General features: G+C 69.3%; 30 protein-coding genes and 1 tRNA gene. 25 read left to right on the top strand and 6 right to left on the bottom strand.

Annotated features, from left to right (window positions below; genetic code table 11):
- Positions 1–88 precede the first annotated feature (88 nt).
- On the bottom strand, positions 89–934 hold the full coding sequence (locus MMA15_RS17055; protein WP_241060804.1) for a 5' nucleotidase, NT5C type: 846 nt from the start codon (positions 932–934) through the stop codon (positions 89–91).
- A gap of 47 nt (positions 935–981) precedes the next feature.
- On the opposite strand from MMA15_RS17055, the gene MMA15_RS17050 reads away from it, so the two are divergent.
- The 20 genes from MMA15_RS17050 to MMA15_RS16955 all read left to right on the top strand — a co-directional run bounded on the left by MMA15_RS17050 (position 982) and on the right by MMA15_RS16955 (position 15,548).
- The gene (locus MMA15_RS17050; RefSeq protein WP_241060802.1) at positions 982–1,719 is read left to right on the top strand and encodes a GntR family transcriptional regulator; all 738 of its coding nucleotides are present in this window, start codon (positions 982–984) and stop codon (positions 1,717–1,719) included.
- 656 nt (positions 1,720–2,375) lie between these two features.
- Positions 2,376–2,639 carry a hypothetical protein gene (locus MMA15_RS17045; RefSeq protein ID WP_241060801.1) on the top strand — a complete coding sequence of 88 codons (264 nt, stop codon included), beginning with the start codon at positions 2,376–2,378 and terminating at the stop codon, positions 2,637–2,639.
- Positions 2,640–3,027: 388 nt separating this feature from the next.
- A complete protein-coding gene (locus MMA15_RS17040) occupies positions 3,028–3,447 on the top strand; it encodes an RNA polymerase sigma factor (protein WP_241060799.1) in 420 nt (139 codons plus the stop codon).
- A complete protein-coding gene (locus tag MMA15_RS17035) occupies positions 3,444–3,644 on the top strand; it encodes a hypothetical protein (protein WP_241060798.1) in 201 nt (66 codons plus the stop codon). Before MMA15_RS17040 ends, MMA15_RS17035 begins: the two co-directional genes overlap by 4 nt.
- Positions 3,644–3,802: a hypothetical protein gene (locus MMA15_RS17030; protein ID WP_241060797.1), complete on the top strand. Its 159-nt coding sequence runs from the start codon at positions 3,644–3,646 to the stop codon at positions 3,800–3,802. Before MMA15_RS17035 ends, MMA15_RS17030 begins: the two co-directional genes overlap by 1 nt.
- Entirely contained in the window at positions 3,799–4,953 is a 1,155-nt protein-coding gene (locus MMA15_RS17025; RefSeq protein ID WP_241060795.1) for a VIT1/CCC1 transporter family protein, read from the top strand. Before MMA15_RS17030 ends, MMA15_RS17025 begins: the two co-directional genes overlap by 4 nt.
- 169 nt (positions 4,954–5,122) lie before the next feature.
- Positions 5,123–5,611 (top strand): hypothetical protein, encoded by a 489-nt coding sequence (locus tag MMA15_RS17020; protein WP_241060793.1) that lies wholly within the window; start codon positions 5,123–5,125, stop codon positions 5,609–5,611.
- A gap of 109 nt (positions 5,612–5,720) precedes the next feature.
- Positions 5,721–8,018, top strand: a complete 2,298-nt coding sequence (locus MMA15_RS17015; protein WP_241060791.1) for a DUF3631 domain-containing protein — start codon at positions 5,721–5,723, stop codon at positions 8,016–8,018.
- A 210-nt stretch (positions 8,019–8,228) separates the two neighbouring features.
- Positions 8,229–8,471: a hypothetical protein gene (locus MMA15_RS17010; protein WP_241060789.1), complete on the top strand. Its 243-nt coding sequence runs from the start codon at positions 8,229–8,231 to the stop codon at positions 8,469–8,471.
- Positions 8,472–8,480: 9 nt separating this feature from the next.
- Positions 8,481–8,669, top strand: a complete 189-nt coding sequence (locus MMA15_RS17005; RefSeq protein WP_241060787.1) for a hypothetical protein — start codon at positions 8,481–8,483, stop codon at positions 8,667–8,669.
- A complete protein-coding gene (locus MMA15_RS17000; protein WP_241060785.1) occupies positions 8,666–8,857 on the top strand; it encodes a hypothetical protein in 192 nt (63 codons plus the stop codon). Before MMA15_RS17005 ends, MMA15_RS17000 begins: the two co-directional genes overlap by 4 nt.
- 79 nt (positions 8,858–8,936) lie before the next feature.
- Entirely contained in the window at positions 8,937–9,329 is a 393-nt protein-coding gene (locus MMA15_RS16995) for a hypothetical protein (protein WP_241060783.1), read from the top strand.
- A gap of 58 nt (positions 9,330–9,387) precedes the next feature.
- On the top strand, positions 9,388–9,627 hold the full coding sequence (locus tag MMA15_RS16990; RefSeq protein WP_241060782.1) for a hypothetical protein: 240 nt from the start codon (positions 9,388–9,390) through the stop codon (positions 9,625–9,627).
- Positions 9,628–9,728: 101 nt separating this feature from the next.
- On the top strand, positions 9,729–10,316 hold the full coding sequence (locus tag MMA15_RS16985; protein ID WP_241060781.1) for a DUF6197 family protein: 588 nt from the start codon (positions 9,729–9,731) through the stop codon (positions 10,314–10,316).
- Positions 10,313–10,807: a hypothetical protein gene (locus tag MMA15_RS16980; RefSeq protein WP_241060780.1), complete on the top strand. Its 495-nt coding sequence runs from the start codon at positions 10,313–10,315 to the stop codon at positions 10,805–10,807. The genes MMA15_RS16985 and MMA15_RS16980 overlap by 4 nt, the downstream gene beginning before the upstream one ends.
- A gap of 450 nt (positions 10,808–11,257) precedes the next feature.
- Positions 11,258–11,638 (top strand): hypothetical protein, encoded by a 381-nt coding sequence (locus MMA15_RS16975; RefSeq protein ID WP_241060779.1) that lies wholly within the window; start codon positions 11,258–11,260, stop codon positions 11,636–11,638.
- Between the two features lie 133 nt (positions 11,639–11,771).
- Positions 11,772–12,269, top strand: coding sequence for a DUF2742 domain-containing protein (locus MMA15_RS16970; RefSeq protein ID WP_241060777.1), 498 nt, complete (start codon positions 11,772–11,774; stop codon positions 12,267–12,269).
- Positions 12,266–13,876 carry a DNA primase family protein gene (locus MMA15_RS16965; protein ID WP_241060775.1) on the top strand — a complete coding sequence of 537 codons (1,611 nt, stop codon included), beginning with the start codon at positions 12,266–12,268 and terminating at the stop codon, positions 13,874–13,876. Before MMA15_RS16970 ends, MMA15_RS16965 begins: the two co-directional genes overlap by 4 nt.
- 17 nt (positions 13,877–13,893) lie before the next feature.
- Positions 13,894–14,082: a helix-turn-helix transcriptional regulator gene (locus MMA15_RS16960; protein ID WP_241060773.1), complete on the top strand. Its 189-nt coding sequence runs from the start codon at positions 13,894–13,896 to the stop codon at positions 14,080–14,082.
- 62 nt (positions 14,083–14,144) lie between these two features.
- Positions 14,145–15,548, top strand: a complete 1,404-nt coding sequence (locus MMA15_RS16955; RefSeq protein WP_241060767.1) for a site-specific integrase — start codon at positions 14,145–14,147, stop codon at positions 15,546–15,548.
- Positions 15,549–15,719: 171 nt separating this feature from the next.
- Here MMA15_RS16955 and MMA15_RS16950 read toward each other — a convergent pair.
- A tRNA-Tyr gene (locus MMA15_RS16950) sits at positions 15,720–15,801 on the bottom strand.
- A 189-nt stretch (positions 15,802–15,990) separates the two neighbouring features.
- Here MMA15_RS16950 and MMA15_RS16945 point away from each other — a divergent pair.
- Positions 15,991–16,479, top strand: a complete 489-nt coding sequence (locus tag MMA15_RS16945) for a YajQ family cyclic di-GMP-binding protein (RefSeq protein WP_241060766.1) — start codon at positions 15,991–15,993, stop codon at positions 16,477–16,479.
- A 198-nt stretch (positions 16,480–16,677) separates the two neighbouring features.
- Here the strand turns inward: MMA15_RS16945 and MMA15_RS16940 are convergent, their stop codons facing one another.
- Both MMA15_RS16940 and MMA15_RS16935 read right to left on the bottom strand, forming a co-directional pair.
- On the bottom strand, positions 16,678–17,328 hold the full coding sequence (locus MMA15_RS16940; protein WP_241060764.1) for a carboxymuconolactone decarboxylase family protein: 651 nt from the start codon (positions 17,326–17,328) through the stop codon (positions 16,678–16,680).
- Entirely contained in the window at positions 17,325–18,215 is an 891-nt protein-coding gene (locus tag MMA15_RS16935) for an SDR family oxidoreductase (protein WP_241060762.1), read from the bottom strand. Before MMA15_RS16935 ends, MMA15_RS16940 begins: the two co-directional genes overlap by 4 nt.
- 355 nt (positions 18,216–18,570) lie before the next feature.
- Between MMA15_RS16935 and MMA15_RS16930 the strand changes: the two genes are divergently transcribed.
- From MMA15_RS16930 to MMA15_RS16915, 4 genes are all read left to right on the top strand, one after another.
- Complete coding sequence (locus tag MMA15_RS16930) at positions 18,571–19,245, top strand: DUF6230 family protein (RefSeq protein ID WP_241060760.1); 675 nt, start codon at positions 18,571–18,573, stop codon at positions 19,243–19,245.
- Positions 19,236–20,051: a DUF6114 domain-containing protein gene (locus MMA15_RS16925; protein ID WP_241060758.1), complete on the top strand. Its 816-nt coding sequence runs from the start codon at positions 19,236–19,238 to the stop codon at positions 20,049–20,051. Before MMA15_RS16930 ends, MMA15_RS16925 begins: the two co-directional genes overlap by 10 nt.
- Positions 20,052–20,059: 8 nt before the next feature.
- Positions 20,060–20,899 carry a hypothetical protein gene (locus MMA15_RS16920; RefSeq protein WP_241060756.1) on the top strand — a complete coding sequence of 280 codons (840 nt, stop codon included), beginning with the start codon at positions 20,060–20,062 and terminating at the stop codon, positions 20,897–20,899.
- Positions 20,900–21,112: 213 nt separating this feature from the next.
- Positions 21,113–21,706: a TetR/AcrR family transcriptional regulator gene (locus MMA15_RS16915; protein ID WP_241060754.1), complete on the top strand. Its 594-nt coding sequence runs from the start codon at positions 21,113–21,115 to the stop codon at positions 21,704–21,706.
- A 165-nt stretch (positions 21,707–21,871) separates the two neighbouring features.
- Here the strand turns inward: MMA15_RS16915 and MMA15_RS16910 are convergent, their stop codons facing one another.
- Together MMA15_RS16910 and htpX are read right to left on the bottom strand one after the other, a co-directional pair.
- Positions 21,872–23,890, bottom strand: a complete 2,019-nt coding sequence (locus MMA15_RS16910) for a DUF8189 domain-containing protein (RefSeq protein ID WP_241060752.1) — start codon at positions 23,888–23,890, stop codon at positions 21,872–21,874.
- A 149-nt stretch (positions 23,891–24,039) separates the two neighbouring features.
- Positions 24,040–24,900 carry a zinc metalloprotease HtpX gene (gene htpX, locus MMA15_RS16905; RefSeq protein WP_241060750.1) on the bottom strand — a complete coding sequence of 287 codons (861 nt, stop codon included), beginning with the start codon at positions 24,898–24,900 and terminating at the stop codon, positions 24,040–24,042.
- Between the last annotated feature and the right edge of the window lie 283 nt (positions 24,901–25,183).

Genomic DNA, 25,183 nt, shown 5'->3' with positions numbered 1-25,183 from the left:
CCGTGCCGCACCGGGAGATTTACAGCGGGCCCGCTCGTAGAGAACCGCCCTCTCTCCATCTGCGCCTGCGGAGACTCGGAACCACCAATCACTTCTCAAGAGCGGCAAGTCCCGGCCCTGCGGGGAGGGCGAGGCCCTTATCTCTCCGCCACTCGTAATAGCGGTCTCGAATCATCCTTTCCGCTTCGCTCCAGTCATCTGCTCGACCCCCAGGATGATCTGGCAAATTCCTGTTAGTCGAATTTGTGAAGATGATGACCTGGTCACCCTTCGAGCGAATCCGTTCCACATTCTTCTCGGAGTCTTCGATGTAGAGCTGCGCTTCGACGGCAGTCTTGTCCTCCATGAAGCAGAGGTCCCAATACTGCACTGCATGATCCTCTAGCCATTCCACCGTCTGCGATACCGCGGTCTGGTGAAAGTAGCTGATGAAGAGCCGATGCGTGATGATACGGATGCGAACCCCCTCAGCGCTCAAGCGCCGAAGTGCCTGCGGAGCACCCTCAATCGGCCGCATCGCTCCAAACAGTTTGCGCTGAGTCACCGCGAACCGATGCAAGCGGCCATACTCGTCCTTCACTAACCCCCATTCGGGAAGCCCAAAAGAAACCTCCTCTGTGAGTTCCTCAATGGGTACGCCCTTCCACTCTGCCGTCACCTCTCGCATGTAGCCGTAGAAGTCGGCAACAACTCCATCAAGGTCAACACCAAGTATGAAGCGCTGATCCGCAACCATGTTCGCCTCCAATTCACGGAACGACTGTGACTTGAAGACCATCTCGACAGGCGCTTGGTTGTGCAAGATCACGAATTTTCTCGATAAATACACCTGTGTGTCAACCCTAGGAGGATTTGTTAACTGACCTTGATGTTCGCGGTTAATGTCAGGAGTCACAGCGAGATCGCGGCGCCCCATCGCGACGAACACCAGCACCTGTGGCAGTGTTGAGGAGAGCCACCCTAGGGAAGTGAGGATCTTCAATGGCAGAGACCGCGAGGCAGATCGCAGACGATCTGCGTGCGCGCATCGACTCGGGCGACCTCACCCCGGGGGCTCGACTGCCTGGTGAACCCGCTCTTGTGAAGACATACGGAGTCGCGAAGGAGACCGCACGGCGAGCGCTCACCCTGCTCGTGACAGAGGGACTGGCTGTTCGCAGACGAGGCAGCGGCACGTATGTACGAGAGTTCCGTCCGATCCGCCGGGTCGGGAACCGTCGCTTGGCGAAGGAAGGGTGGGGCTCAGGTCGCTCCATCTGGAGCGCGGATCTTGGTGACCGCGAATTCACCGTGGCCGATCTCAAGGTGTACGAGGCCGAATCGCCGCGCCAGATCGCGAGGTTGCTGGAGATCGAAGCATCAGAGCCCGTAATCGTCCGGAGCCGCAGGTTCCTGGTGGAGGGGGAGCCCGTTCAGGCGGCGACCTCCTACTTGCCCGCTGAGCTGGTTCGAGGCTCGGCCATCGCGCAGCACGACACCGGCCCCGGAGGTACGCCGGCCCGTCTCGCGGACCTCGGATTCGCCCCTGTGCGCTTCACGGAGGAGGTGCGAGCTCGCATGCCGACCCAGCAAGAGAAGGAGTTGCTGCAGCTGTCCGAGGCCACGCCAGTTGTTGAGATCTGTCGTACGGCCTTCACAGAGGAGGGTCGGGCTGTCGAGGTAGCTCAGATGCTCCTCGACGGCGGCGTCTACGTCATGGAGTACAACCTGGAGAGCTAGCCCGACTGCAACCAACTGGGGAGCCCACCGCCACGCGGTGGGCTCCCTTTTGCTGCTCAGGGCCTAGCCGGAAGGAAGGGGTTGACATCCCTAGGGAGGTAATGCAATATCCCTAGGGAGGTTGCCATGGGCGCCTCAGTAGGCCGCCCGGAGGGCTCCATGTGGGCTCGAAGGAAGCGCCTGTTCGTTGATGTACACCGGCTCGTTGTGCGGGTCTGAATGGCGGCTGGGGAGGCCAGAACATCCCCGGAACGTGCGGCTGGTGGCCGCTTCTGGGTGATACCGGAACGGCCAGGCTGAACGAACGAAGCATCCCCATACCCGAGGCGACTTGGGCAGATGGGCGCGATGACCGAAGCGCCGGCCGTACGTACGCGACAAGGGCGGCACACGGGCACCTGGAGAGGGCCTGTCGGAATGCCGCACCTGCGAGAGGCAGCCGGGCCGATGCCCCGAACTCTGCCACTCGTCATGCGGACAGGGCGTCCGACGCACGAAGTTGGCTGCGCCTGGCTCCCTGTCCGCTTGATGAGTTCGAAATCAGTGCGCCGCCCCGGAGTTGCAGCTCCGGGGCGGCGTCGTGAACAGGCCCCTCTGTGAAAGGAAAGATGCCTGTGACCACCAGCATGACAGGAAGACCACGACAGGCTTCGAGCGTGGACCGACTGCTTGCCACGGTGCTGGCCGCGCTGCGGTCTCTACCGTCGAGTGCGGCGTACGAGCCGATCGACATGGTGCGGTTGCTGGCGCTGCACGCCCGCCGGCAGCACAACATGGACCTCGCCGCGGCGAATGGCACGCTTCGCTCGGCGCTGAATGTGCTGGGCAACCCGCACCAGAAGGTCAGCCCAGCGCACATTGCCCGCCGTATCGAACTCCACTACCGGCACGCCCCCGCCCTAGCGGGAGGTGCGCGATGACGGACCAGGAGCGACGGGAGCTGGCCCGCAAGGCGGGCGAGGCCACCAAGCGCAGCGAGGACAACGCCCGTGCGAAGGCGGGGCGCTGATGCCTCGTGACCCGCGGGAATGACCGGGAGCAATCCGACGGGCTTGCAGCGGGCGGGCCATTGCGGGGAAGCGCCGCTAGGCAGTGAAGCGGGAAGTGACCCGCGACCGCGAGAGCGGCACCTGATGCGCAGCGGTGAGCACGAGAAGACAAAACCACCGCTGCCGGTTCGCCCGCCGCGTCCGCACCCTCACATCACCTGATTCACCACCCACCGTCGAACAGGGCGGGCGCCCCCCGGAGTAGCCGCTCCGGGGGGCGCTGTGTGGGCCGTCCCACCGTTGAGAGGAGCACGACCCGATGCCTGACGCTAGCGCAGGTCAGCCCCTGGGAGGGGGCGAGAACGAGGCTCGTTTCGAGTCGCTGCACACGCTGTACGCCCGCCGTCTCCGCGCCTACATCGCGGCTCGGCTGGGCGTTCGTTTCCACCTGACCGACGACCTGGCCCAGGACACCTGGATCGAGGTTTGGCGGTCCCTGCACCTGCTGCGGGCCGACGAGACCGAGACGTTCGGCTGGCTGGCGTCGGTGGCCCGCCGGGTGATCACCCACCACGTGCGCCGGGAGCGGTCGCGGGAGGTCGCCGTCGACTTCGGCGGCCCGCACGCCCGGTTGCTGGCGAAGGCGCCGGCGGCCGAGGACGTCGCGATGGCGAGGGCGACCACCCGCGCCGTGGTCGAGGTCCTCGTTCGCACGAGTGCGCTGGGGGTGGCCGCATGAGCCGCCGTCAGCAGCCCAGCGAGGCATTCGCCGCTGAGGAGCAGCACCGCGCAGACGGACTCGCCCGCCGGGCCGGGGAGATCGCATCGACCCCGAATCACCCGTCGACCGGGAGCCTTCCGCACTACCAGGAGGCGTACCGGCAGGCGTCCGCGACTGCGGCAGCGCACACCGCGCAGCCCGGAAAGGGGGCGTGATGAGCACCGTCCTGAAGTCCTGTGAGCCGCGGGCGGACCGACCGCACGTCGAGTGCGTGCTCGACGCCGAACCCGACCCCGTTGAGGCCGCATTCGACCGGCTCGCGGTCGAGCACCCCGAAGCCTGCACCTGCTCCGAAGAGGGGGTGCGGTCGTGAGTGTCACCGAACTCGCCCCGGCCAACGAGACGTACGCCGAGGGCTTCGCTCGTGCCTCGCAGATCGAGGCCGAGACCGAGTCCCAGCAGATCCAGAACGAGAACGAGCGTGAGCGCAACCGGCTTCAGCGGGAGCGTGAGGCTGCGAAGTTCGAGCGCGAGCAGCGTCGGGAGCTGAAGAAGGAGAGGGAGGAGGACCGCCAGGCCGAGGAGAAGCGCCGGGAAGAGGCGAAGGCCAAGGCCAAGGCGGAGAAGTCGGCGCAGGAGTGGAAGCGGGCCGCGAAGACGATCGCGGTCCTCTGCGTCATCGTCTCCCTGCCGCTTCAGATCATGGCGTTCTGGGACCCGCACGCCTGGTTCCTTGTCGCCGCTCCGTTCGTACTGGAGGGCGTCGCCTGGGCTCTGTTGAAGGGCGCGGAGGCCGCGATCGACGACGGCCGCCCGTCGTGGCACTACCGCCTCGGCGCGCTGCTTCAGGCGCTGATCGCGGCCGGGATCAACTACGCCCACGGTTCCGAGGTCTACGGCGTCGCCACCGGCGTCGGTGGGGCGCTGTGCTCGCTCATCGGGCCGATGATCTGGGACCTGCACGAGAACGGCCGGATCGCCAAGCGCGACGGTAAGCCGACACTCGCCGAACGGCGCCGCCAGCGCCGCGAGGACCGCGCGGAGAAGAAGCGCGTGAAGAAGGTCAACGCGGCCCGCGCGGAGCGGGACTCGGAGGTGTGGGAGCGGGCGCTCGATCTCGCTGCGGCTCTGGGCGAGATGGTCCCGTCGGAGAAGACGTACCGCCGCGCGTGGGTCGAGATCCACGGCACTCCGGAGCTGGGGTCGACGGCCGATCGGATCGCCCACACCAGGCTCCAGAAGCGGGCCGTGCGCGCGGCCTACAACGGGCCTTTGAAGGACCTTGCGGAGGGCGAAGAGGCGCAGGTCGATTCCCAAACGCCCCCCGGCGAGGAGGACCCCTCACAGGGCCCGTCAGAGGGCTCGTCGCAGTCCGCGAAGAAGCGCGGCAAGAAGGGCGGCAAGGACGGCCGTAAGCGCAACGGCGGCACCCCGCCGAAGCGCCGCGCCGGGACTGTCGAGTACAGCCAGATCGCCCGCTCTGAGATGAGCCACCGGGCCCGGACGAAGGAGCCGGTCTCGTGAAGAGCCAGGAGCCGCACCCGCGCCCGAAGTGCTGGCGCTGCCAGGACTGGCGCGAGGTCATCAGCCGGGACGGCAAGTCCGCGAAGCCGTGCCCGAACTGCCAAACGACGAACAACAACACCACCGCCCGAACGGGTCGCACCGTCCGAATCTGAAGGGAAGTCACACCATGAAGATCCGTATCGCCGCCGTCAGCGCCGCCACTCTCGTCGCCCTCCTGGGCTCGGTCGGCCCCGCCGCTGCGGCCACCTCCACCTCCTACGGAAGCCCCGCGCAGCACGCTGCCGTCGCGCAGCTCGCCGGTGCGGACGACGGCGACCCGGCCGCACCGGGCGCCGGGAACGACCAGGCGCCGGCCGGACAGCAGCCCGCGGTGCAGCAGCCGGGCACCGGGCAGCAGCAGCCCGCCGCCCCGACGCAGCTCAACAACGTGCAGACCCAGGCCGGGGGCGGGGCCATCGCGGTCGGTTCCGTGGCCGTCCTGCTGCTGGGCACCGTGAGCTTCTTTCTCGTCAAGCGCGGCGGCCTGAAGGCCGCGCACCTTGCCCTCGGCGTCGCGATGGGCGTGCTGCTGGCCGGGACGTTCATCGGCCCCCTCGTCCAGCAGGTCACCGGCAGTGCCGTCACCTCCTTCGGCGCGATCCTCGGCGGCCTGTAGGCCCCCTGCTTGCGACGGGTGCGACCTCCCGCACAGGTCGCACCCGTCGCACCTCTCGCACCTCTCGCACTCGTGCACGCCGTATCACTACAGGGCAGGAGGCCCACGGATGGCAGTGGAACTGCACAAGCCGGACGACGTACAGGACGGCGTGATCGACGCCGAAGTCGTCGAGCCCGGCACGATGGACCGGCTCAAGGATGCCTACGCCGTGCAGCGCGTCCGCGTCGCGGCCCGGCTGCGCCGCTGGTACGCCGCGGAGGATCTGACTGAGGAGAAGATCTACGCCAAGGCCGTTGAACGGCTGCGGCTGCGCAAGCAGGCAAAGGACGACCGCATCGTCGCTGAGGTCGCTCGCATCCGCACCCAGCTCGGCCAGGCCAAGGCCCGCGCCCGCGCTCACGAGGCTGCGGGCGGTGAGTCGATGAGCCACACCTATGAGATCGAGCGTCTCTCCGGTGAACTGGCCGCCGCTGAGGCCCGCGTGGAGATCCGTGCCGGGGACGGCCGCAAGAGCACTGCCGCTGATGTGCCCGTACCGACCGCGAAGGACCTCAGTCACGAGCGGTGGGTCCGCAAAGCCAAGCGCGCCGGGGCGACGGCCGCTGTCGGCTTCGGCTGGCTCCAGCTTGCCGCCGCCGACTTCCTCGTCGGCCTCGGCGTCTCCGGTGTGGCCATCCCCGTGGCCTGGTGGTACCTCGCCCGGGAAGACGACGACCTCGACGAGACCGACATCCAGGAGCACGACGAGGAAGTCGAGCAACTCGCCGGCGCCGAGTCGACCAGCGCCCCGGCCGCTTCCGCGGACACCGCTGTGGAGGGTGAGCCGTACCTGCCGCCGACCCTCGCCGATGCGGGCAAGGTCTCCCTCGTCAAGCGCGATTCCGCCCGCGTGCGGGGCGAGTTGGACCTCATCACCGCGCTGGTGAAGGCCGGGATCATCCGGGCTGACCAGAAGGGCGAGACCCACGTCGTCGGCGTCATCCAGCCCGCCGGGCCGGGCTGGACGGCCACCATCGAACTGCCCCGTGGCGTCAAGGCCGAGACGGCCGTCAGCAAGGTCGCCGACCTCGCCTCCTCCCTGCGGATCAAGAAGACCCGGATCGAGATGAAGGCCGACACCTCCGAGGACGGCCATGAAGGCCGGTTCGTGCTGTGGGTCGCCAACGAGGACAACCCCTACGGCAGCGGCATCACCCCGTCGCCGCTGATCGAGGCCCCCGCCTGGGACTTCTGGAAGCAGGGCGTCCCGCTCGGCTCGGACGCCCGCGCCGTGCTGCAGACGATGTACCTGCTGTGGTCCTCGCTGCTGATCGGCGGCCTGATGGGCTACGGCAAGTCCTACCTCGCCCGGCTCGTCGCCGCCGCCGCCGCGCTCGACCCGACGATGCGGATCATCGTCGTCACCGGCAAGACGGGCCCGGACTGGGCACCGCTGCGGCACATCGCGCACCGCTGGATCGCCGGGGCCGATCCCGGCACGATCCGCAGCGTCCTGGACCTGATGGAGTCGACCATCGGCGAGATGCAGGACCGGGGCACCGAACTGGACCGCCTGTACGAGGAGAACCCCGAGGCCGTACCGGAAGGGAAGATCACCCCGGAACTCGCGAAGCGGGGCATGGGCCCGGTCCTCCTGCTCGTCGACGAGCTCCAGGAGCTCCTGGACGGCGCCGCGCTCGTCCAGGTCCCCATCGAGGACGAGTTCGCCGACGAAGGACGGCGCCCCAAGACCCGCTCCGGCAAGGACCTCATGGTCGAGGGCTTCGCCCGCTACGTACGCGTCACCCGCTTCGTCGGCGGCATGGGCGTCTTCATCACCCAGCGGCCCGACGCCAACTCGGTGCCGACCGCGCTGCGGGAGGTCTGCGCGAAGCGCGGCAGCTTCCGCGTGAAGGGCGACCGGTCCGCCCGCATGGTCCTCGGCGACGACGCCGTCGCGGCCGGCGCCGCCCCGCACATGCTCGGAGAGGACTCCAAGGGCGTCGTCGTCCTCGACCAGGGCGCCGAGGAAGGACACGTGACCCTCAAGTCCCACGTGATCACGCTCCCCGAGTTCAAGGACATCTGCCTGCGAGGCCGCGATCTGCGCATCGACGCAGGGACGTTGACCGGCGACGCCGTCGAGTACGGCAAGGCTGCCGCCGCTGCGGCCGACGCCCGCCGACTCCTGGAGGACTGCCGCACCGTCCTGGATGCGGCCGGTCTCGACCGCGTCCGCACCGAGCGGCTCATAGACCTCCTGACCGCCCACCACCCCGGCCGGTACGGAGAGCTGACCACCGCCCGGCTCCAGTCCCGCCTGCGCGAAGCGGGCGCCGGCACCACCCGGAAGATCGGCGCCGTCGACGGCAAGGCCAACGCCAACGGCTACCTTCGCGACCAGTTCGACGGAACCGGCAAATAGGGCGAAACAGCCCCGTCACAGGGGTGGTTCACCCCCGGTCGGTGCCCGACTTGACCCGATATGCCACCCAGTCGCAGTCGGCGCCGATCCGGTCGCCAGACCACCCCGACCACCCCCACGACCACTTGCCAGACCAGGACAAACCAGACACAGACCGGGGGTCAACCACCCCCGCAACCACATCCCGAACCGGGACAGAAAGGACACCTGGTGAGCACCGAGAGCAAGATCCAGTACGTGACTGTCGCGGGGGCGCACGTCACCGTGACCCCGCATCCGGACGAGAAGGTCACCAAGGCTTCGTGCGGTGGCTGCAGCCAGTACGAGAACGAGGCCTGGCACCTCGACTACTTCCGCGGCGGCGAGTCGTACGCCGCGCAGTATGCCGAGGAGCTGACCCGCGAGTGGGTGCAGGCACGCGCCGAGAAGTGCCGCGCTCTGCCCCGGGGTTGAGGAGGCCGTATGGCGATCCGTACCCGATACCGCACGGCTGGCGGAGGCGAACTCGTCCTCGTCCGGCCGCTATTGCTCGGTCACCCGCGGTGGCGCTGCACCGGATGCCGCATCCGGCGCCAGGTCAGCGCGTACCAGGCACCGGAGGACGTCGCGAACCAGCACGCCCACGACTGCCGCGCGATCCCGCGTACATGACCGGAACCGAAGACTGCGCCCGCGGCGAGGGCCCGGTGGTTTTGGTCGCCGAGCTGGAACACGGCTACGCAGCCACCTGCACCGGATGCGACATGCCCTGGTGGTTCTCCGCAACGGACTTCGACCTGGATCGCGACATCAAACCGTGGGCCCGAGCACACGCCAACATCTGCTCTTCGCCCGCCTGACACGACCCGACCCGGGGCGCCCGCTTCCCGCCTACCAAGCGGCGGGCGCCCCACCCCACCGAAAGGACCTGCACACGCCATGAGTTGGATCGACCGGCTCGACAACGTCCTCACCCAGGCCCGCGGTAACGGCAAGGCCCGCCGCGAAGCCGCGCGCTTCGAACGCAACTGCCAAGAAGGCGTCCCGTACTACTCCATCGAGGAGTGCGTACAGCCCTGGGGCAACGAACCCCGCGCCATGAAGTGGGTGTTCAAGCGCGGCCGACTGGGCGGCCTGTCCTGCGGCCCGCACTCGCCCGCGTACGTGTGGCTCAACTACGGGCCGCTGATGGAGGACCCCGGCGACCACATCGAGGAACTGCTCGCGCCGTCCACCAACGCCCACCCGCCGACCGCCAAGCAGCGCGAGCAACTGGCCCGGGCCCTCTGCGAAGGCCTCGAACGCGCCCGCAAGGAACTCACCCGCGCCTGACGGCTGCCCGATCCGCCCGGCCCCAGCCGGGCGGTGAGGGGAGCCGGACAGCCGTCCGGTGACCGCCAACACCACGCAGGAGGAAGCGATGGCGAGCAAGCCCGAACTCGAATGCATCACCAAGACGACCAACAAGGCCGGGGCCGACGTGATCGTCACCAAGGACCACACCGCGCTCTTCGTGCTCCAGTACCAGGCGTACTGCCACGGCTGCACCGACAGCAGTAAGGGCTTCGAGTCCGTGGGCCAGGCGACGAGCTGGGCCCAGAACCACGCCAACATCTGCAACTTCTCCTGACGCGGTACCGAATCGAGACCGGGGCGCCCGCTTCCCGCCTACCAAGCGGCGGGCGCCCCACCCCACCCGCAGGAGAAACCCCGCAGGAGGCATGACCCGAGATGACCATGTTCACCACCCATACGGCAAGCCGCAGTCCGGCCGATGTCGACGAGTCCGCCGCGCTGCTGGTCGGCGAGATCGAGCGGTACCTCGCCGCACGCGCCCGCGCCACCACGCCGCCGACTGCCCACCGGCTCGTCACCAAGTCCACGCAGCAGCTCGTCGACGAGGCCCTCGGAGCCCTCAAGAGGCCCGAACCTGCGCCGCAGTTGGACGGCCCAGCTCGCATCCTGCGTGTCCTGCCCGACCGCGCACTGAAAGCGCTGCGCCGCCGCTCTCGCCCGGTCTCCGTCGCCGAACACCTCGAACTCACCGCGCTCGTCATCAAGAGCTACGGCTGGTCGCACGGCACGCTGCGCTCCCGATCCGGACGGCGCTGCATCGCCGGCGCCCAGACCGTACTCCACCACCTCGGCTACGGCGACAAGAACACCATCGCCGCCGCCGGCCGAGCCCTCAACGCCGTCCTCAACGAGCGCGGACAGCGCGGCCCGTACTACGAGTGGAACGACCGCCCCGGCCGCCGCCGCGACGAGGTCCTCGACCTCCTGCGCACCGCCGCCTCCACCGCAGGGAGGAGCCGATGAGCGCCGTCCGTGCACCTGAGCGCATCGGCGGTACCGGCAAGGTCACGCTGGCCCGGATCTGGGCCGGTCTCCCCGGCTGGGGCACCTACGGCCTCCTCTACGCGACGGCCCTCGTCGACGGGCGTGTGACCGCGACGCTCGCCGCAGCGGACCCGGCCGCTCTCGACACCTGGCTCAGCGCCAACTCCGCACGGCCGTACGGCAATCCCGCCGCCGAGAAGCGGACGCTGTGGGCGTGGGCCGCAGCTGCGGAGTCCCCGCAGGGTGCCAGCGAGAGCCAGCCCGCGTACGAGCGGCGCCTGGCGACCTACCTCGCCCGCACCGGCCATGCCGCCCGCCTGTCCTCCGCATCGCGCGACCTGATGTGTACCGAGTGGGAGATGGATCTCGACGGAGCCCTCTCCCTCGCCGCTCCGGGCGGAGACGCTGGTCACGCGGGCCATCACCAGCTATGGATCGGCAAGTTGAGGAGCCTTCAGTCCACAGACTGACAAGGAACCAAGTTGCGGCATTAGAGGAGTACGACCCCGAAACACGCAACAGGGGCCGCGACTGCGGCCCCTGTCTGTGGCACTGCCACGCGTCATGTCGCAGCGGACACGGGCGCACCTATAGCCGTCACGTACGGGATGCAGACAAGCACAACGAAGGTCACCCACGCGAACGACGTCATCGCATTCAAGACACACGACTCCCAGCCCTATACCCCACTGACCTGCCCGAATGCGGCCCCGGGGGGCTTGAATTCGACCATGGCGGTCCTACATACGGCAAATCAGATCGACAGGGGGGAGTGCACCGCTACGACTCGGCGGCTTTGAGCGCCAGGCACGGCATCGACGCCACCTGACTCCGAGAACGAAAGCGGCTGCCCCTTCACGCCAATGACCCGGGGCCGCCCTGCTCTCCAGTCCTGAACAGACCTACGGAGGTTTCCCAGCATGACCGAACGCACCGACTCTTTCGGTGATCCGACCGAGTGGGACTTGATTCCCGAGCAGTGGACCGAAGCGTTCACGACTGCCATCCAGGCCCACGGCCACACGGTGACTGACGCCCACGACGAAGCCATCGCCATCGACGTACCCGGCCTGGACGAAGGCCACGAGTGGTACATCGGCAAGCCGAACTTCCACGGCATGTGGTCCTACGGCGTCGCCAACGAACGCGGCGTGTGCGACATGCCCCAGTGGATCCTCGCCGACGCAAGCGATCCGCAGGACGTCGCCGACACCGTGCACGCGATCCTCACCGGCGCACCGCTGAGGAAGTTCTGGACCGGTGGCGCCTTCGCCGTCTACCCGGAACCCGACTCCGCCTGAACACGACCGCGGCAGCCCCCCTTCCGCCAAGAACCGGGGGCCGCCGCTCTCCCAGCACGCATGCAGCGAACTTGGAGGCATCCAGCATGACCCAACCCACCGACATCCGGCGATCCCCTGCGGGGGTGCCTGCATGAGCAGCGAGACCGAGCACGCGGCTCAGGTCGCCGCGGTGTGGGCGGAGAACACGGTGACGAACCTGCTGGACGGTGCCCCCGAGGGCATCGCACTCCCGGAGTACGGCACCCCGGAGTGGGCTCGTCTGACCGTCCGTGACCCACGCCGGTCCGCGGCCGTCATCACGGCCGCCGAACTGTGGCGCCGGCACGCGACGGAACAGGCCCGCCTTGACGCGCTCCTCGACGCCGATCCGATCGCCTACTTCCGCGAGGTGACCGCCGACGCCGACCACACTGCCGCCCGCCTCGGCCGGGCCCTGGCTTCCACACCCACTCATTCCGAACTCGTTCAGCGTCGCAAGCTGCGCCCGCCGCACCCTGTGACCGCTACCCCCGGCTGGCCCGTCCGTCTTCCCGGGCGGCCCGGCTGGTGGCGCCACTGCATCGACGGCGAGCAAGTCGACCTGCCCTACCGCGACTTCGACGCCCCGGAGAGGAGGAACGCCGCATGACCCTCGCAGCTACGGAGGAGATCCCGGCACCGTCTAATCCGATGGCCGTCGCCCGGTACGTTGCGGCCGACTGGGCCTCCCCGGACGGGGACATGCTGCGCCGCCGCTGGCGCGGCTCGTGGATGCACTGGAACCGCACGCGCTGGACAGAGCTGGACGACCAGCAGGTACGAGCGGAGCTGTACAAGCGACTGGAGCACTGCGTCTACGTCTCCGGCGAGAAAGACGGGCTGCCCATCCTCAGCGACTGGGCCCCAACGAAGCAGAAGATCGGCAACCTGCTCGATGCCCTCTCGGCGCTCACGCTCATGCCGCACGAGGTGGACGCCCCCGCCTGGCTCACCGAGCCCGACAGGCACGGCGACAGCCCGATCGTGGCCTGTGAGAACGGGCTGCTGCGCGTGAGGGACCGGGAACTGCTGCCCCTGAGCCCGGAGTTCTTCAACCTCGTCTCCGTCCCCTACACCTACAACGCGACCGCCACAGCCCCGACCTGGGAACGCTTCCTGCACCAACTGTGGCCCGAGGATCCGCAGTCCATCGAAGCGTTGCAGGAGTGGTTCGGCTACGTCCTGTCCGGACGAACCGACCAGCAGAAGGTCATGCTCATCGTCGGCCCCACCCGCTCCGGAAAGGGCACCATCGCGCGTGTGCTGGCCGAGCTGGTCGGCCGCGGCAACATGGCAGGCCCCACCCTCGCCGGACTGGGCTCGAACTTCGGGCTGTCGTCGCTGCTGGGCAAACCGCTCGCGGTCATCTCCGACGCCCGCCTGTCCGGCAACAACAGTGGCCAGGTCGTGGAGCGGCTGCTGACCATCTCCGGTGAGGACACCATCGACGTGGACCGCAAGTTCCGCGACCCGTGGGTAGGAAAACTCCCCACCCGGTTGATGATCCTCTCCAACGAGCTGCCCAACTTCGGCGACTCCTCCGGAGTCATCGCACGGCGCTTCATCGTCCTCTCCATGACCACGTCGTGGCTGGGCAGGGAGGACACCGGCCTGACGGGCAAGCTCGCCGCGGAGATGCCCGGCATCCTCAACTGGGCCCTGGACGGTCTCGCGCGCCTGGAGGCCAAGGGCCACATCACCCAGCCCGACACCTCCCGGGATGCGGTCACCACCATGCAGGACACCGCATCCCCCGTCTCCGCGTTCGTGCGCGAATGCTGCGAGACCGGACCCACGTGCCACGCGCCCGTGGACGAAGTCTGGGACGCCTGGCGGGAGTGGGCCGAGGACTCCGGAATTCGCGCCGGCACCAAGCAGATCCTGGGCCGCAACCTCCAATCCGTCCTCCCGCAGTTGCGGCGTACGAAGCCGCGTGGCGAAGACGGCCGTCAGGTCGCGACCTACGCGGGACTCACTCTCTCAAGTCAGCCCCGCAATCGTCTGAGTCGCGGCTCATCGCGGCTCAACCCCGATTCTGAGGCTCTGAGCCGCGATGAGCCGCGACTCACAGCACTGCGAGCCCAACATGACGAGCCAACCGACACGGCTCCCAGCACAGGCATCACCGGGCCCAACGTCGGCCCCTGCGTCCAGTGCCAGGCCCCAACCGTCCGCTACGGCCGCTACGGCAACCCCCGCTGCCCCAACTGCCGGTAGAACAAGGAGTTCCCGCAATGGCACAGCCCAAGATGCTCAAGCTCTCGGAAGTCCTCGAAGAGATCGACATGAGCCGCGCTGCCTTCTACCGCATGCGCGCCCGCGGCAAGGCACCCAAGCTCATCAAGCTCCCCAATGGTCAAATCCGCTGCCGTCGCAGCGATCTCGACGCCTGGTGGGCGACCTGCGAAGAGCAAGCCGCCTAGACAGCCCCCAACACGACCGAGAGGACCCGTCCCCTGGACGGGTCCTCTCCTCTTGGAGAGACATGCTCACGTACGACGTACGGATCTACGGGATCGAGCTGCGCCGTGACCGTCCCAAGCCATACCGGCTCCGATGGCTTGTGGGTCAGCGGAAGCACTCGAAGAGCTACAAGCTCAAGCCGCAAGCAGACGGCAGGCGAGCCGAGTTGATGTCCGCTCTCCGGCTCGGCGAGCAGTTCGATGAGGAGTCGGGGCTGCCAGTATCCGAGCTGCGTGCCCGGAAGAACTCCATCACCTGGTATGAGCACACTCGGGCCTTCATCGACCGGAAGTGGGACAGCGCTCCGGCGAAGTCACGGAAGAACTTCGCTGACGCGCTCGCCACCATCACACCGGCCCTGGTGAGGACCCAAGCAGGACGGCCGGACACCAGGGTTCTCCGCCGTGCCCTGTACGGCTGGGCGTACAACAAGAACCGCTGGGACGGCGAACTGAGCGCCGGGACGTGGAAGGAAGAGCCACCTCCCGAGATCGAAAAGGCGCTGAGCTGGATCACGAAGCATTCCCTGCCGGTCGCGCGCCTCGAAGACACCGAGGTCGTCCGTCTCGCGCTGGACGCGCTGGCTTTGAAGCTCGACGGCACGCCTGCTGCGGCTCGTACGGCTCAGCGCAAGCGAGCCTGCCTCAGCGACGTGCTGGGACTCGCGGTCGAGAAGAAGTACTTCACGGTTCCCGTGAACCCCCTCAAAGCCGTGCAGTGGGTCGCCCCCAAATCCGTTCAGGAGGTCGACCCCGAGAGCGTCGCAAACCCCCGCCAGGTACGAACCCTCATCTCAGGCGTACGCGAACAAGGCCCGCGTGGCGAGCACTTGGCCGCCTTCTTCGGCTGCCTCTACCACGCCGCGATGCGGCCGGCTGAAGCCGCGGCTCTGAAGCGTGCGCAGTGCCACCTCCCCGAGTCCGGCTGGGGGACGCTCACGCTCCGGCACGGTGTCGTCCGAGCCGGCCGGGGGTGGACCGACGACGGTCGCGCGCACGAACAGAGGGGGCTGAAGGCCCGCGCGGCGAAGGATTCACGTCTCGTGCCGATCCCGCCCCACTTCGTTCGGACGCTTCGGGCGCATCTGGACAAATTCGGGACCGCTCCGGATGGCCGGCTCTTCCGTACGAGCCGCGGCGGAGTCCTTCAGGAGACCGGCTACGGCGAGGTGTGGGCACGGGCCCGAGAGAAGGCGCTCACCGACGAAGAGGCTGCGTCTCTACTTGCCCGCCGCCCGTACGACCTCCGTCACGCTGGCGTGTCGTTCTGGCTCAGCTCGGGTGTGGACGCGATGGAGGTCGCGCGCCGGGCGGGGCACAGCATCGCGGTGCTCCATCGGGTGTACGCCAAGGTGCTGGCGCAGACGCGAGAGATCGCCAACCGACGTATCGATGCCGCGATGCGCGAGTGGGGTGAGCCCGAGTAGCCGTTCCCCGGGGGACGGCTGGGGGGACACACACTGGTCAGGACTGGGATCAGCGTGAGACGAGGTGAGACAAAGTGCGCTTTTCGCCCCCACGATCACACCCGCTGTCGAACACGAGAAAACCCCTTCCGACTCTGCTTCACAGCAGGTCAGGAAGGGGTTCCACTCCTGTGGCGGCGCTAGGATTCGAACCTAGGAAGGCTGAGCCGGCAGATTTACAGTCTGCTCCCTTTGGCCGCTCGGGCACACCGCCTGGGATTGCTGCCGGGCCCGCCTCGTGGGCGGTCCGCCTTGGCAACGACGTAAACCATACCCGATGACCGGGGGTGCTCCGCCACCCGGTTGATCAGGGGTGCGGGGGCTGGTCTGTGGCTAGGCTGACCCGGCGGTCCGCGTCGTGGGCCGCCTCTCTGACGGATCTATTACGAGGAGCCAACTCACCATGGCCGACTCCAGTTTCGACATCGTCTCGAAGGTCGAGCGGCAGGAGGTCGACAACGCCATCAACCAGGCCTCCAAGGAGATCTCGCAGCGCTACGACTTCCGTGGCGTGGACGCCTCGGTCGCATGGTCGGGCGACAAGATCGAGATGCGTGCCAACGCCGAGGAGCGGGTGAAGGCCGTGCTCGACATCCTCCAGTCCAAGTTGATCAAGCGCGGCATCTCCCTCAAGGCGCTGGACGCCGGCGAACCTCAGTCGTCCGGCAAGGAGTACAAGATCTTCGCTTCCCTGAAGGAGGGCATCGCCCAGGACGAGGCCAAGAAGATCGCGAAGGTCATCCGCGACGAGGGCCCCAAGGGCGTCAAGGCCCAGGTGCAGGGCGACGAGCTGCGTGTCTCTTCCAAGAGCCGCGATCATCTCCAGGAGATCATCGCGCTGTTGAAGGGGAAGGACTTCGACTTCCCGCTCCAGTTCGTCAACTACCGGTGAGCGACCGCTCTGATCTGCACGGACGTAGTCGCGCCGACGGGGGTTGAGCGTGCCTCGCGGGGCGCGTCGGGAACACATCACCGAGGGCTGCCGAACAGCAGCCCTCGTTGTGTTCTCCCCTTCGGGTCACGGGGAGCAAGGGGGAGCTGGGAGCGGTCGGCGGTCTCCTGCCGAGAAGGCGGGCGGTGTCCCCTGCGCTCAGGGTTTCGCGCGGCTGCGGCCCGCGATGCCGCGTCGTGGCGGGTCGGGCGTCAGGCGGAGCGTGCCGATAGCCGTGGCCAGCATTTCGTAGTGTCCGACGAGCAGCAGGAATTCGATCGCGGAAGGCTCGTCCAGGTGATCGCGCAGCCGCTGCCAGGTCTCGTCGTCGAGGTCGCGTGCGTGGTGCAGCGCGTCGACGGCGGTCAGCAGGGCGCGTTCGCGCGGTGACCATCCCTCGGCGTCCGGGCCGCGTACGACGCGTGCGACGTCGCGGGGGCCGACCCGCGCCCGGCGTGCGAGCAGACGGTGGTGCTCGAACTCGTAAGCACAGTCGCACAGTTGGGCGACGCGCAGGATCACCAGCTCGGTCTCACGGCGCGGAAGGCGCCCCCCGGGCATCAGCCTCCCGGCGAACATCAGCCAGCCGCGGAACAGCCGCCGGTGCTTGCCGAGGGTGAGGAACAGGGCGGGCGGCCTGGTCCCCGTCAGCAGACCCGCGGCGCCGCTGAACAGCCAGGTGAGCAGGCCGACTTCGCGTCTGCCGCCGGGGGCGATGCGCGGGCCGTCGCCGTCCGCCGGGTGCCGCGGTCCCATCGGGCGCTGCTCGTCGGACGGGTGGCCCGGGTCCGTGGGGCGCACGTCGTTCACTCGGTGCTCCTTCGTCCGGGCGCGGGCGGCGGTACCTGTGCGAGTGCCTTGTCCGCGGCTCTGTTCAGCGCTCGCATGGCGAGTACGTACAGCGGGGGCAGGACGCGCTGGGCGGCGTGTACGGCGCGTATGAGGCCCGAAGTGTGCACCAGGTAGCGGTTCTTGTGTACGCCGTCCAGGATCGCCTCCGCCACCGCCTCGGGGGTGGCGGCGAGTTCGGCGAAGCGGTCGCGGAGCCGCTTGAACGCGGGGCTGTTCTTGTCGAGGCCGGCGATCTCCACCGTGTCGGTCAGAGGCGTACGTACTGCTCCGGGGCATACGAGGCTGACGCCGATGCCGTGCCGGCGCAGATCGAAGCGGAGCACCTCGGAGACGCCGCGGAGCCCGAACTTGCCTGCGCTGTACGCCGCGTGCCATGGGAGCCCGATCAGCCCGGCGGCCGAGGAGACGTTGACGAGGTGGCCGCCGCGGCCCGCCGCGACCATGGGAGGGAGGAAGGACTCGATGACGTGGATCGGTCCCATCAGGTTGACCTCCACCATCGAGCGCCAGTGGCGGTGCTCCAGCGACTGCACGGTGCCCCAGGCGGAGACGCCGGCGACGTTCATCACCACGTCCATGGGGCCGGACCGGGCGTGGACGCGCTCGGCCATGGCGCGGACGGCCGGGTGATCGGTGATGTCGGCTGCCTCGGCATGGCGGACGGCGCCGCCGCGCGTGCGTATCTCCTCGGCGGTGGCGTCCAGCCCTGCCTGATCGATGTCGGTGAGGAACAGTTCGGCGCCTTCCGCGGCCGCGCGCAGTGCGGTGGCGCGTCCGATGCCGCCGGCGGCTCCCGTGATGAACAGGCGGCGGCCGTAGACGCTTCGGAGCCCGGACCTTCGCATGGCGGGACGCTAGCACTGGCGAACACTCGTGTACATGAAAGTTACGAAGGGCGTCGCCCTGAGCACCGAGTGCCATTGGTCGTGCCATTTACGCAGCACACAGCGCTTACGCGAATAGAGCCGTACTCCATGTACACGACTGTTCCTCACTGTTAGCGTTCGCGTGCTTACGGGCGAGCCAGGCCGGCTCCGCGGGGCCGGTACGCCGACGTGCGAACGGCACGCGGCAAGTGAACGGCAGGCGGCGCGTGGGGAGTTCGCGCTCGGCCGCCGGACGGCGAGCGCCCGCGAGGGCACTTGTCACGACCACCCGCACCACCGGACTGCACGACCAGCAGCGCGACGGGAGGCAGAAGTGAGCGAGGACCACACGAGCGAAGACCACACGATCGAAGACGACACGAGCGAGGACAACGGAGGAACGCCGGGCCGCGGCAGGCCGCCGGGGCGGACGTCGTGGCGGAAGTCGGCGGCGGTGGCGGTGCCGGGCGTCCTGGCCGTCGGCGCCATGGCGGTGATGATGGCTCAGGGGGCGATGGCGGCGACCTTCGCCGTCTCCGGCACCGACTTCAAGGTGAGTTCGGGGGAGTTGAGGAGCAGGGGGCTGGCCTCGTACATCGACGTGGACCGCTCCGTCGACGGCAAGCGGCATCCCGTGTCCCTGCTCGCCATGAACGACGTGACGCTGTCGACCATCTGTCAGTCCACACGCGTCAAGACCCCCTTGGGTCCCGTGGTCTTCAGGCTTCAGGCGGGCGGGGACGCGGGCCCGGTGACAGCGAGCCGACTCGTCATCGACGGGGACGAGTTGACCGGTGACTCGCGCTTCGGCAGCGCCCAGATAGGGCGGGACGCCTCTTCGCTGGACTCCGTGCCGGGCGTTCACGGCAAGGCCGGAGGGTTCGGGCTTCAGGTACGGGACGTGGAGGTCTCCGGTGTGAAGTCACGCGCGTGGACCGCTACCGGCGGCGACTTCAAACTCAAGGGCATGAAGATCAACCTCGGTCTGGACGGCAGGGAATGCTACTGAGCCGCCCGCGCAACCGCGGCGACGGAGGCCGGGCACCTCTGGGCGCCTGGCTCGACGACCGTCTGCCCTGGCCCGGGTCGCGTGCCGCAGCCCGCAACTGGCGGCGACGGCGGCCGTTCTGGGCCGGTCTGCTGCTGATGGCCTCCGGAGCGGAGCTGATCGCCGTGCCGCTCTCCCCGTTCGGTGTGCTGGTCAGCCTGGGCGTCGGCGGGATCGCGGCGATGGCGATCGGGCTCGCGCTCATCCTGGCCGGGGGCTTCCTGTGGGCTGCTCCGCATGCGCGGGCGTACGTGAGCCTGAATGCTCTGCTGCTGTCCGTACTGTCGTTCGCTGCGACGAACCTCGGAGGCTTCGTGCTGGGTACGGCGCTGGGCATCGCGGGCAGCGCGATGGGCTTCGGCTGGACGCCCGGGCCGGACGCGGCGCGCAAGTACGCGTCGGACACGGGGTGTTCGCGGGACGCGGGCGCGGGCGCCGATACGGATGCCGACTCGGGCACCGGTACGGACGGCGGGGCCGCCCGGGTGGAGGGTGACGGAGGGCCGGGAGACGGGCCGTCGGCACGGTCCGCAGCGGCGCGGTTTCGTTCAGCACGGCGTGCCCTCGCCGTCGCACTGCCGCTCTCCTTCCTCGGCGCCTTCGCGGGACCAGCCGCCCCCGAGGCGCACGCCGTTGCCGCCACCGCGGGCGACGCGGGACCGCCCCCGGCGGCGAACACCCCGGCCACCATCACCACTTCGCGGTTCACCCCTGAGGGCTTCACCTTCGCCGGTACGGAGGAGGTCCGCACGGCGAAGGCCCGCTGAAGGTCATCGTGCTGCGGATGAAGGCGGCCTCGCTGACCCGCTACCGGCTGTGGACCCGCGAGCCCGGGATGGCACAACAGCGTTTCGCGGCAAAGGACTTGGAGCTGCGCGGGAACGTGAAGCTGTACATGCGGAAGTTCTCCGGCTGCCTGGAGGGCGTGGTCTGCCTGAGCTTCTCTCCCGAGAGCCTGCCTGCTCCGCCCGTCGTACCGCCGTTCGTCTACATGACGCGTGTCAAGGCCGAGCAGGCACTCGTCACGACGGACGAGCTGACCGCCGACGGTCTCGACACCGCGACCCGCGCGAGGGCGCCGGGCGACAGCACCGACATCGGTGACGGCGAGGACGAATACGCGGACGAAGGGACCGGCAAGGGCGGAGGGAAGAGTTCCCGCGGTTCGGGCGAGGGCCGGCATCCCTCGGGCGACGGCGAACAGGCCCCGGACAACGGCGAGTCCGGCCCAGGGGCAGGCGGGCCCGGCGTACCGTCGGCGCCTCCGGGGCCCGGCATGCCTGCCGCCACGGACCCCAGGCGGGAGCCGTCGGACGTGCCCTGGTGCGAGAAGGTCTCGCTGACCTTCGACAACACCGGCCGCGAGCAAGTGACGGAAGGCACCGTCGTCTTCACCTCGCGAGTCGTCGGCGCGCTCGGCGTCCCCTGGGTGACGGAGACCTCACGCCGCGAGGTGCCCGACGTCGCGGCGGGCGAGAGCGTACGGAAGACGTGGAAGGTGTGCGTGGACGGCAGACACGCGAGCAAGTTCCTGCTGGGACGCCGTCTGGAGCACGAGGCGAAGGTGACGTACCCGGGGGGCGAGCTGGAACCCCTTGCCATACCGTATCGGTGACGCCATCCGTAGCGCGTTCGGCGCGGGGACGGTGCGTACCGCCGGGGCGGCACCGTCCCCGCGCCGGAAGTACGCACGGCGGAGTCCGGCCAGGCCCGTCCCGGGTGACGGCGGCGTCGCACGATCGGGTTCCGCAGCGCCGCATCCTGAGCCGAAGCGCGGAGGAGAGATGACCGGCACCGGCACGTCGCAACAGCACTCGCCCCCCGCCCCGTGCCGTTGCCCAGCGGCAGGCACCACCTCAGCCGCGAGCAGGTCGTCGCGTCCCAGCGCAGCAGGATGCTCACGGCCATGGCGGAGCAGATGACGGAGAAGGGCTACGTCGGGACCTCGGTCACCGACGTCATCCGCCGCGCCGGGGTGTCGCGCGAGACCTTCTACCAGCAGTTCGCCTCCAAGCAGGACTGCTTCATCCAGGCACTGGACGCGGGCGTCGAGATCCTCTCCGGGCTGCTGGACATCACGACCGGGCGCGAGACGCGTACGCCGCTCGAACGTTTCCGCGAGTTGCTGCGCGTATATCTGCACACGCTCGCCGAGTCGCCCGCCATCGCCCGTGTCTTCCTGATCGAGGTGTACGCGGCGGGGCCCGAGGCGATGCGGCGCCGCAGCGATCAGCAGCAGCGGTTCGCGGACGCGATCGCCGAGATCTTCGGCGCCGCTTCGGATGATCAGCGCTTCGCCTGCGAGGCGCTGGTGGCCGCGACGGCGCAGCTCGTCACGGCCAGGCTGGCGACGGAAGACCTGGACGGGCTGCGGGAGTTGGAGGAGCCGGTGACGGCGCTGGCCGAGCGGCTCCTCACCTGAGCGGTGCGACGGCGCGGCTGTGCGACGGTGCGGCGGTGCGGCGGTGCGGCGGTGCGGGCCGAGGCGGCACACGCTCGCGCCCGCTCGGTGCGGTCCCTGATCAGGGCGGGCCTCCCCGGCCCCGGCTACATTGCCCGGCCCCCGGCCACGCTGCCCGGCCCCCGGCTACGTTGCCTGTCCGGCGGGCAGGGCGGCGATGCGCTCCGTACCGAAGGGCTGCCAGTCGCCCCATTCGCCGTTCGCCGCGGTCTGCACCCGGGTGGAGACCGTCCCGTCGGGAGCGACGGCGAAGAGGTGGATGCGCCCGGCCGCGTCGCGAGCGGCGCTCGGATTCGCCGTGCAGAGGCCGCCGCCGAAGTCCTCGCGGGCGCTCCAGCCGCCGCTCGCGGAGGTCTGGAAGCGCCGGGTCGTCAAGGCCCCGCCGGGCGAGACGGCGAAGCTCTCCAACCGGCCGTCCCGGTTGGCGATCACCGTCGGGGACATGCTCGACCAGCCGAGGAACTCGCCCTCCCAGTCGCCCCATTCGCCGCCGGGCGCGTTCTGCCGGCGCCTGGCGACCGCACCTCCGTACGGCACGAGCGCCTGGACCTCCAGGCGGCCGGTCACGTCGCGGGCGACGGTGGGCGCGTCTCCGCAGGGCGTGGGTCCGAAGGCGCTCTCCCACTCGCTCCAGCCGCCGCCGGGCACGGTCTGGAAGCGGCGGGCGATGTGCTCACGGGAGGGGCCGACGGCGAGCACGGTCAGCCTGCCGTCGGCGTCGGTGCACACTGCCGGAGGGCCCCCGGCCGCGGTGCCGAAGCGCTGCCATCCGCTCCACTCGCCTCCGGGAGAGGTCTGCCGCCGGTGGGCGAGTTCGCGGGAGGGGCCGATGACGAAGGCTTCGAGACAGCCGTCGCCGTTGCGGGCCACGGCGGGGGCGGCGCAGGCCGCGGCGGCGAACTCCGTCCACTCGCCCCAGCTTCCGTCCTTCTTCTGTACGCGGCGGGCGATTCCGGCACCGTCCTTGCCGAGGACGAAGACCTCAAGCTGTCCGTCCGCGTCGACGCCGAAGGTGGGCGTCGTGGCGCAGGCCGGGGCGAAGGGCTCCCAGTCGCCCCAGGCGTCGCCGCCGGGATCGGTCTGTACGCGTCTGATCATGCCGTCGCCCGTCGGGTCGAGGGCGAAGGCGGCGAGCCTGCCGTCCGCGCCGAGAACGACGGCCGGATTGTCGCGCGTATGCCAAATCGGCGGCGCCGTACGCCAGTTGAGGGGCGCGAGATGGACCCCGTGCTCGAACCAGCCGCAGTTCGTGGCCCATTCGCGGCCGCCGTCGGATATGACCTCGGGGGCGTGGGCGGGCAGGTGCCCGGCGTAGCCGTCGGGGGTGAAGCGCATCGGGTCCGTGCTCGCGTAGACGTCGGTGCCCTCGTAGCCACCGCGCGGACCGATGAACAGGTACCACCAGCCCTCGCGCCGTACGACGTAAGGCGACTCGGTGACGGGTCCGGAGTCGGCCTCCGTGGCGGGGTCGGTGAAGACCGTGAACGGCTCGCTCCAGCGGGTGAGATCGGTGCTGGTGCGGGCGGCCACGATGTGGTTGCCGCCCCGTCCGGCCAGCTCGCAGTAGTACATGACCCACCGCTCGCCCACGCGTACGACGAAGGGGTCGCGAGCGACGATGCCGCGGAAGAGCGGACCCGAGGGCAGCCGGGTCCAGGTCTTCAGGTCGGTGGAGGTGGCCAGGTTGACGGCCGCGCCCTCGGCGCCGCCGGCGGCGTAGAACATGTGGTACTTGCCGTCGTGTTCGACGACGTGCGGCGCCCACAGATGCTCCTCGCCGTAGTAGTCGGGGTCCACGTGCAGGGCGTGCTCCTGACGTGTCCAAGGGCCGGTGAGGGACGGGGCGGTGGCGTGCGCGAAATCGTGTTCAGCCCCGCTGTCGGGACCCTGGCCGGGCGGTGCCATGTCCCCGGTGATGCCGAACAGGTGCCAGGTGCCGTCGTTCGCCCTGATCAGGCAGTGGTCGTTGATGTACTCGGCGGGTCCGCCGGGCTGTGCGGGGTCGTAGACGTGCAGGAAGTCCCCCGCACCCACCCAGGCGTGCGGGACGGCCGCCGAGGCCCGGGACGGCGGGAACGACAGGCCCAGTCCCGCTGCGGCCGCCGTGGTGGCGGCAGTGGTCAGCAGTCCGCGTCTGGAGATCAACGGCGAGTCTCCTACTCGAATCGTGAAATCGATTTCTCCGAATCAAGCAGCAAACCCCTTGCAGCACAAGGGGGTTGGGCGGACGGGGGGTCAGGGCCGCGGTGCGGCTGCAGGGGCACAGTTACGGACGGGCGCCGGCGACACGGCCGTCATGGACGGCGGCCCGCCATGCGTTCCAGGCGTGCGACCCGCTGGGCCATCGGCGGGTGCGTGGAGAAGAGCCGGGTCATGCCCTCGCCGCGGCGGAAAGGGTTCGCGATCATCAGATGGCTCGCCGTCTCCAGCCTCGGCTCGGGCGGGAGCGGCAACTGCCGTGTACCGGCGTCGAGTTTGCGCAGGGCGGAGGCGAGGGCGAGCGGGTCGCCGGTGAGTTGGGCGCCGGAGGCGTCGGCCTCGTACTCGCGGGAGCGTGAGACGGCGAGCCGGATGACGGAGGCCGCCAGCGGGCCCAAGAGCATGATCATCAGCAGGCCGACGAGGCCCGGGCCCTCGTCGTCGTCGCTGCGTCCGACGGGGATCAGCCAGGCGAAGTTGACGAGGAACATCACGACGGAGGCCAGCGCGCCGGCGACGGATGAGATGAGGATGTCGCGGTTGTAGACGTGGCTGAGTTCATGGCCGATGACGCCGCGCAGTTCGCGTTCGTCGAGCAGGCGGAGGATGCCGTCGGTGCAGCAGACGGCGGCGTTGCGGGGGTTGCGGCCGGTGGCGAAGGCGTTCGGCGCCTGGGTGGGCGAGATGTAGAGGCGGGGCATGGGCTGCCGGGCGGCCGTGGACAGCTCACGCACCATCCGGTAGAGCCCCGGGGCCTCGAACTCGCTGACGGGCCGGGCCCTCATCGCGCGGAGGGCGATCTTGTCGCTGCGCCAGTACGCGTAGCCGTTGGTGCCGAGAGCGACGAGCAGTGCGACGACGAGGCCCATGCGGCCGAAGAAGCTGCCGATGACGATGATCAGTGCCGACAGCCCGCCGAGGAGCAGGGCTGTCCTCAGCCCGTTGTGCCGGTGCACAGTACGCCCTCCAGTGGTGCAGCAGGGGAACCCTGAGCCGCGTGGTCTTGCCACGGTTCGCTGGAACCTCTCCGCCCTGGTCAACGCCGGGGGCCGGACAACAGTTCCCTGCCTGGGACGACGTGCCTCTTACGGCCCTGCCATCGCCGTTCCGGTTGGGCCCGTGTCCGTGCCGGTTCCGTTTCCGGGCCGTGCCGGTTCCGGTCCGTCCCCGGTTCGGGTCCGTCCGGTCCCGTTGCCGTTTCCGTAGGCCGGTCTCCCGTAGGCCCGTCTCCCGTAGCCC

This window comes from Streptomyces marispadix, from assembly GCF_022524345.1.
GTDB classification, from domain to species: Bacteria; Actinomycetota; Actinomycetes; order Streptomycetales; family Streptomycetaceae; genus Streptomyces; species Streptomyces marispadix.
This window is presented reverse-complemented; position numbering and strand designations above follow the sequence as displayed.

Coding starts and splice junctions, on each gene's coding strand:
- MMA15_RS17000 (WP_241060785.1), top strand. CDS start 8,666: ATGACCGGAACCGAAGACTGCGCCCGCGGCGAGGGCCCGGTGGTTTTG.
- MMA15_RS16925 (WP_241060758.1), top strand. CDS start 19,236: ATGCTACTGAGCCGCCCGCGCAACCGCGGCGACGGAGGCCGGGCACCT.
- MMA15_RS17040 (WP_241060799.1), top strand. CDS start 3,028: ATGCCTGACGCTAGCGCAGGTCAGCCCCTGGGAGGGGGCGAGAACGAG.
- MMA15_RS16945 (WP_241060766.1), top strand. CDS start 15,991: ATGGCCGACTCCAGTTTCGACATCGTCTCGAAGGTCGAGCGGCAGGAG.
- MMA15_RS16970 (WP_241060777.1), top strand. CDS start 11,772: ATGAGCAGCGAGACCGAGCACGCGGCTCAGGTCGCCGCGGTGTGGGCG.
- MMA15_RS17015 (WP_241060791.1), top strand. CDS start 5,721: ATGGCAGTGGAACTGCACAAGCCGGACGACGTACAGGACGGCGTGATC.
- MMA15_RS16955 (WP_241060767.1), top strand. CDS start 14,145: ATGCTCACGTACGACGTACGGATCTACGGGATCGAGCTGCGCCGTGAC.
- MMA15_RS16935 (WP_241060762.1), bottom strand. CDS start 18,215: ATGCGAAGGTCCGGGCTCCGAAGCGTCTACGGCCGCCGCCTGTTCATC.
- MMA15_RS17030 (WP_241060797.1), top strand. CDS start 3,644: ATGAGCACCGTCCTGAAGTCCTGTGAGCCGCGGGCGGACCGACCGCAC.
- MMA15_RS16995 (WP_241060783.1), top strand. CDS start 8,937: ATGAGTTGGATCGACCGGCTCGACAACGTCCTCACCCAGGCCCGCGGT.
- MMA15_RS17005 (WP_241060787.1), top strand. CDS start 8,481: ATGGCGATCCGTACCCGATACCGCACGGCTGGCGGAGGCGAACTCGTC.
- MMA15_RS16980 (WP_241060780.1), top strand. CDS start 10,313: ATGAGCGCCGTCCGTGCACCTGAGCGCATCGGCGGTACCGGCAAGGTC.
- MMA15_RS16975 (WP_241060779.1), top strand. CDS start 11,258: ATGACCGAACGCACCGACTCTTTCGGTGATCCGACCGAGTGGGACTTG.
- MMA15_RS17035 (WP_241060798.1), top strand. CDS start 3,444: ATGAGCCGCCGTCAGCAGCCCAGCGAGGCATTCGCCGCTGAGGAGCAG.
- MMA15_RS17020 (WP_241060793.1), top strand. CDS start 5,123: ATGAAGATCCGTATCGCCGCCGTCAGCGCCGCCACTCTCGTCGCCCTC.
- MMA15_RS16960 (WP_241060773.1), top strand. CDS start 13,894: ATGGCACAGCCCAAGATGCTCAAGCTCTCGGAAGTCCTCGAAGAGATC.
- MMA15_RS16965 (WP_241060775.1), top strand. CDS start 12,266: ATGACCCTCGCAGCTACGGAGGAGATCCCGGCACCGTCTAATCCGATG.
- MMA15_RS16985 (WP_241060781.1), top strand. CDS start 9,729: ATGACCATGTTCACCACCCATACGGCAAGCCGCAGTCCGGCCGATGTC.
- MMA15_RS17050 (WP_241060802.1), top strand. CDS start 982: ATGGCAGAGACCGCGAGGCAGATCGCAGACGATCTGCGTGCGCGCATC.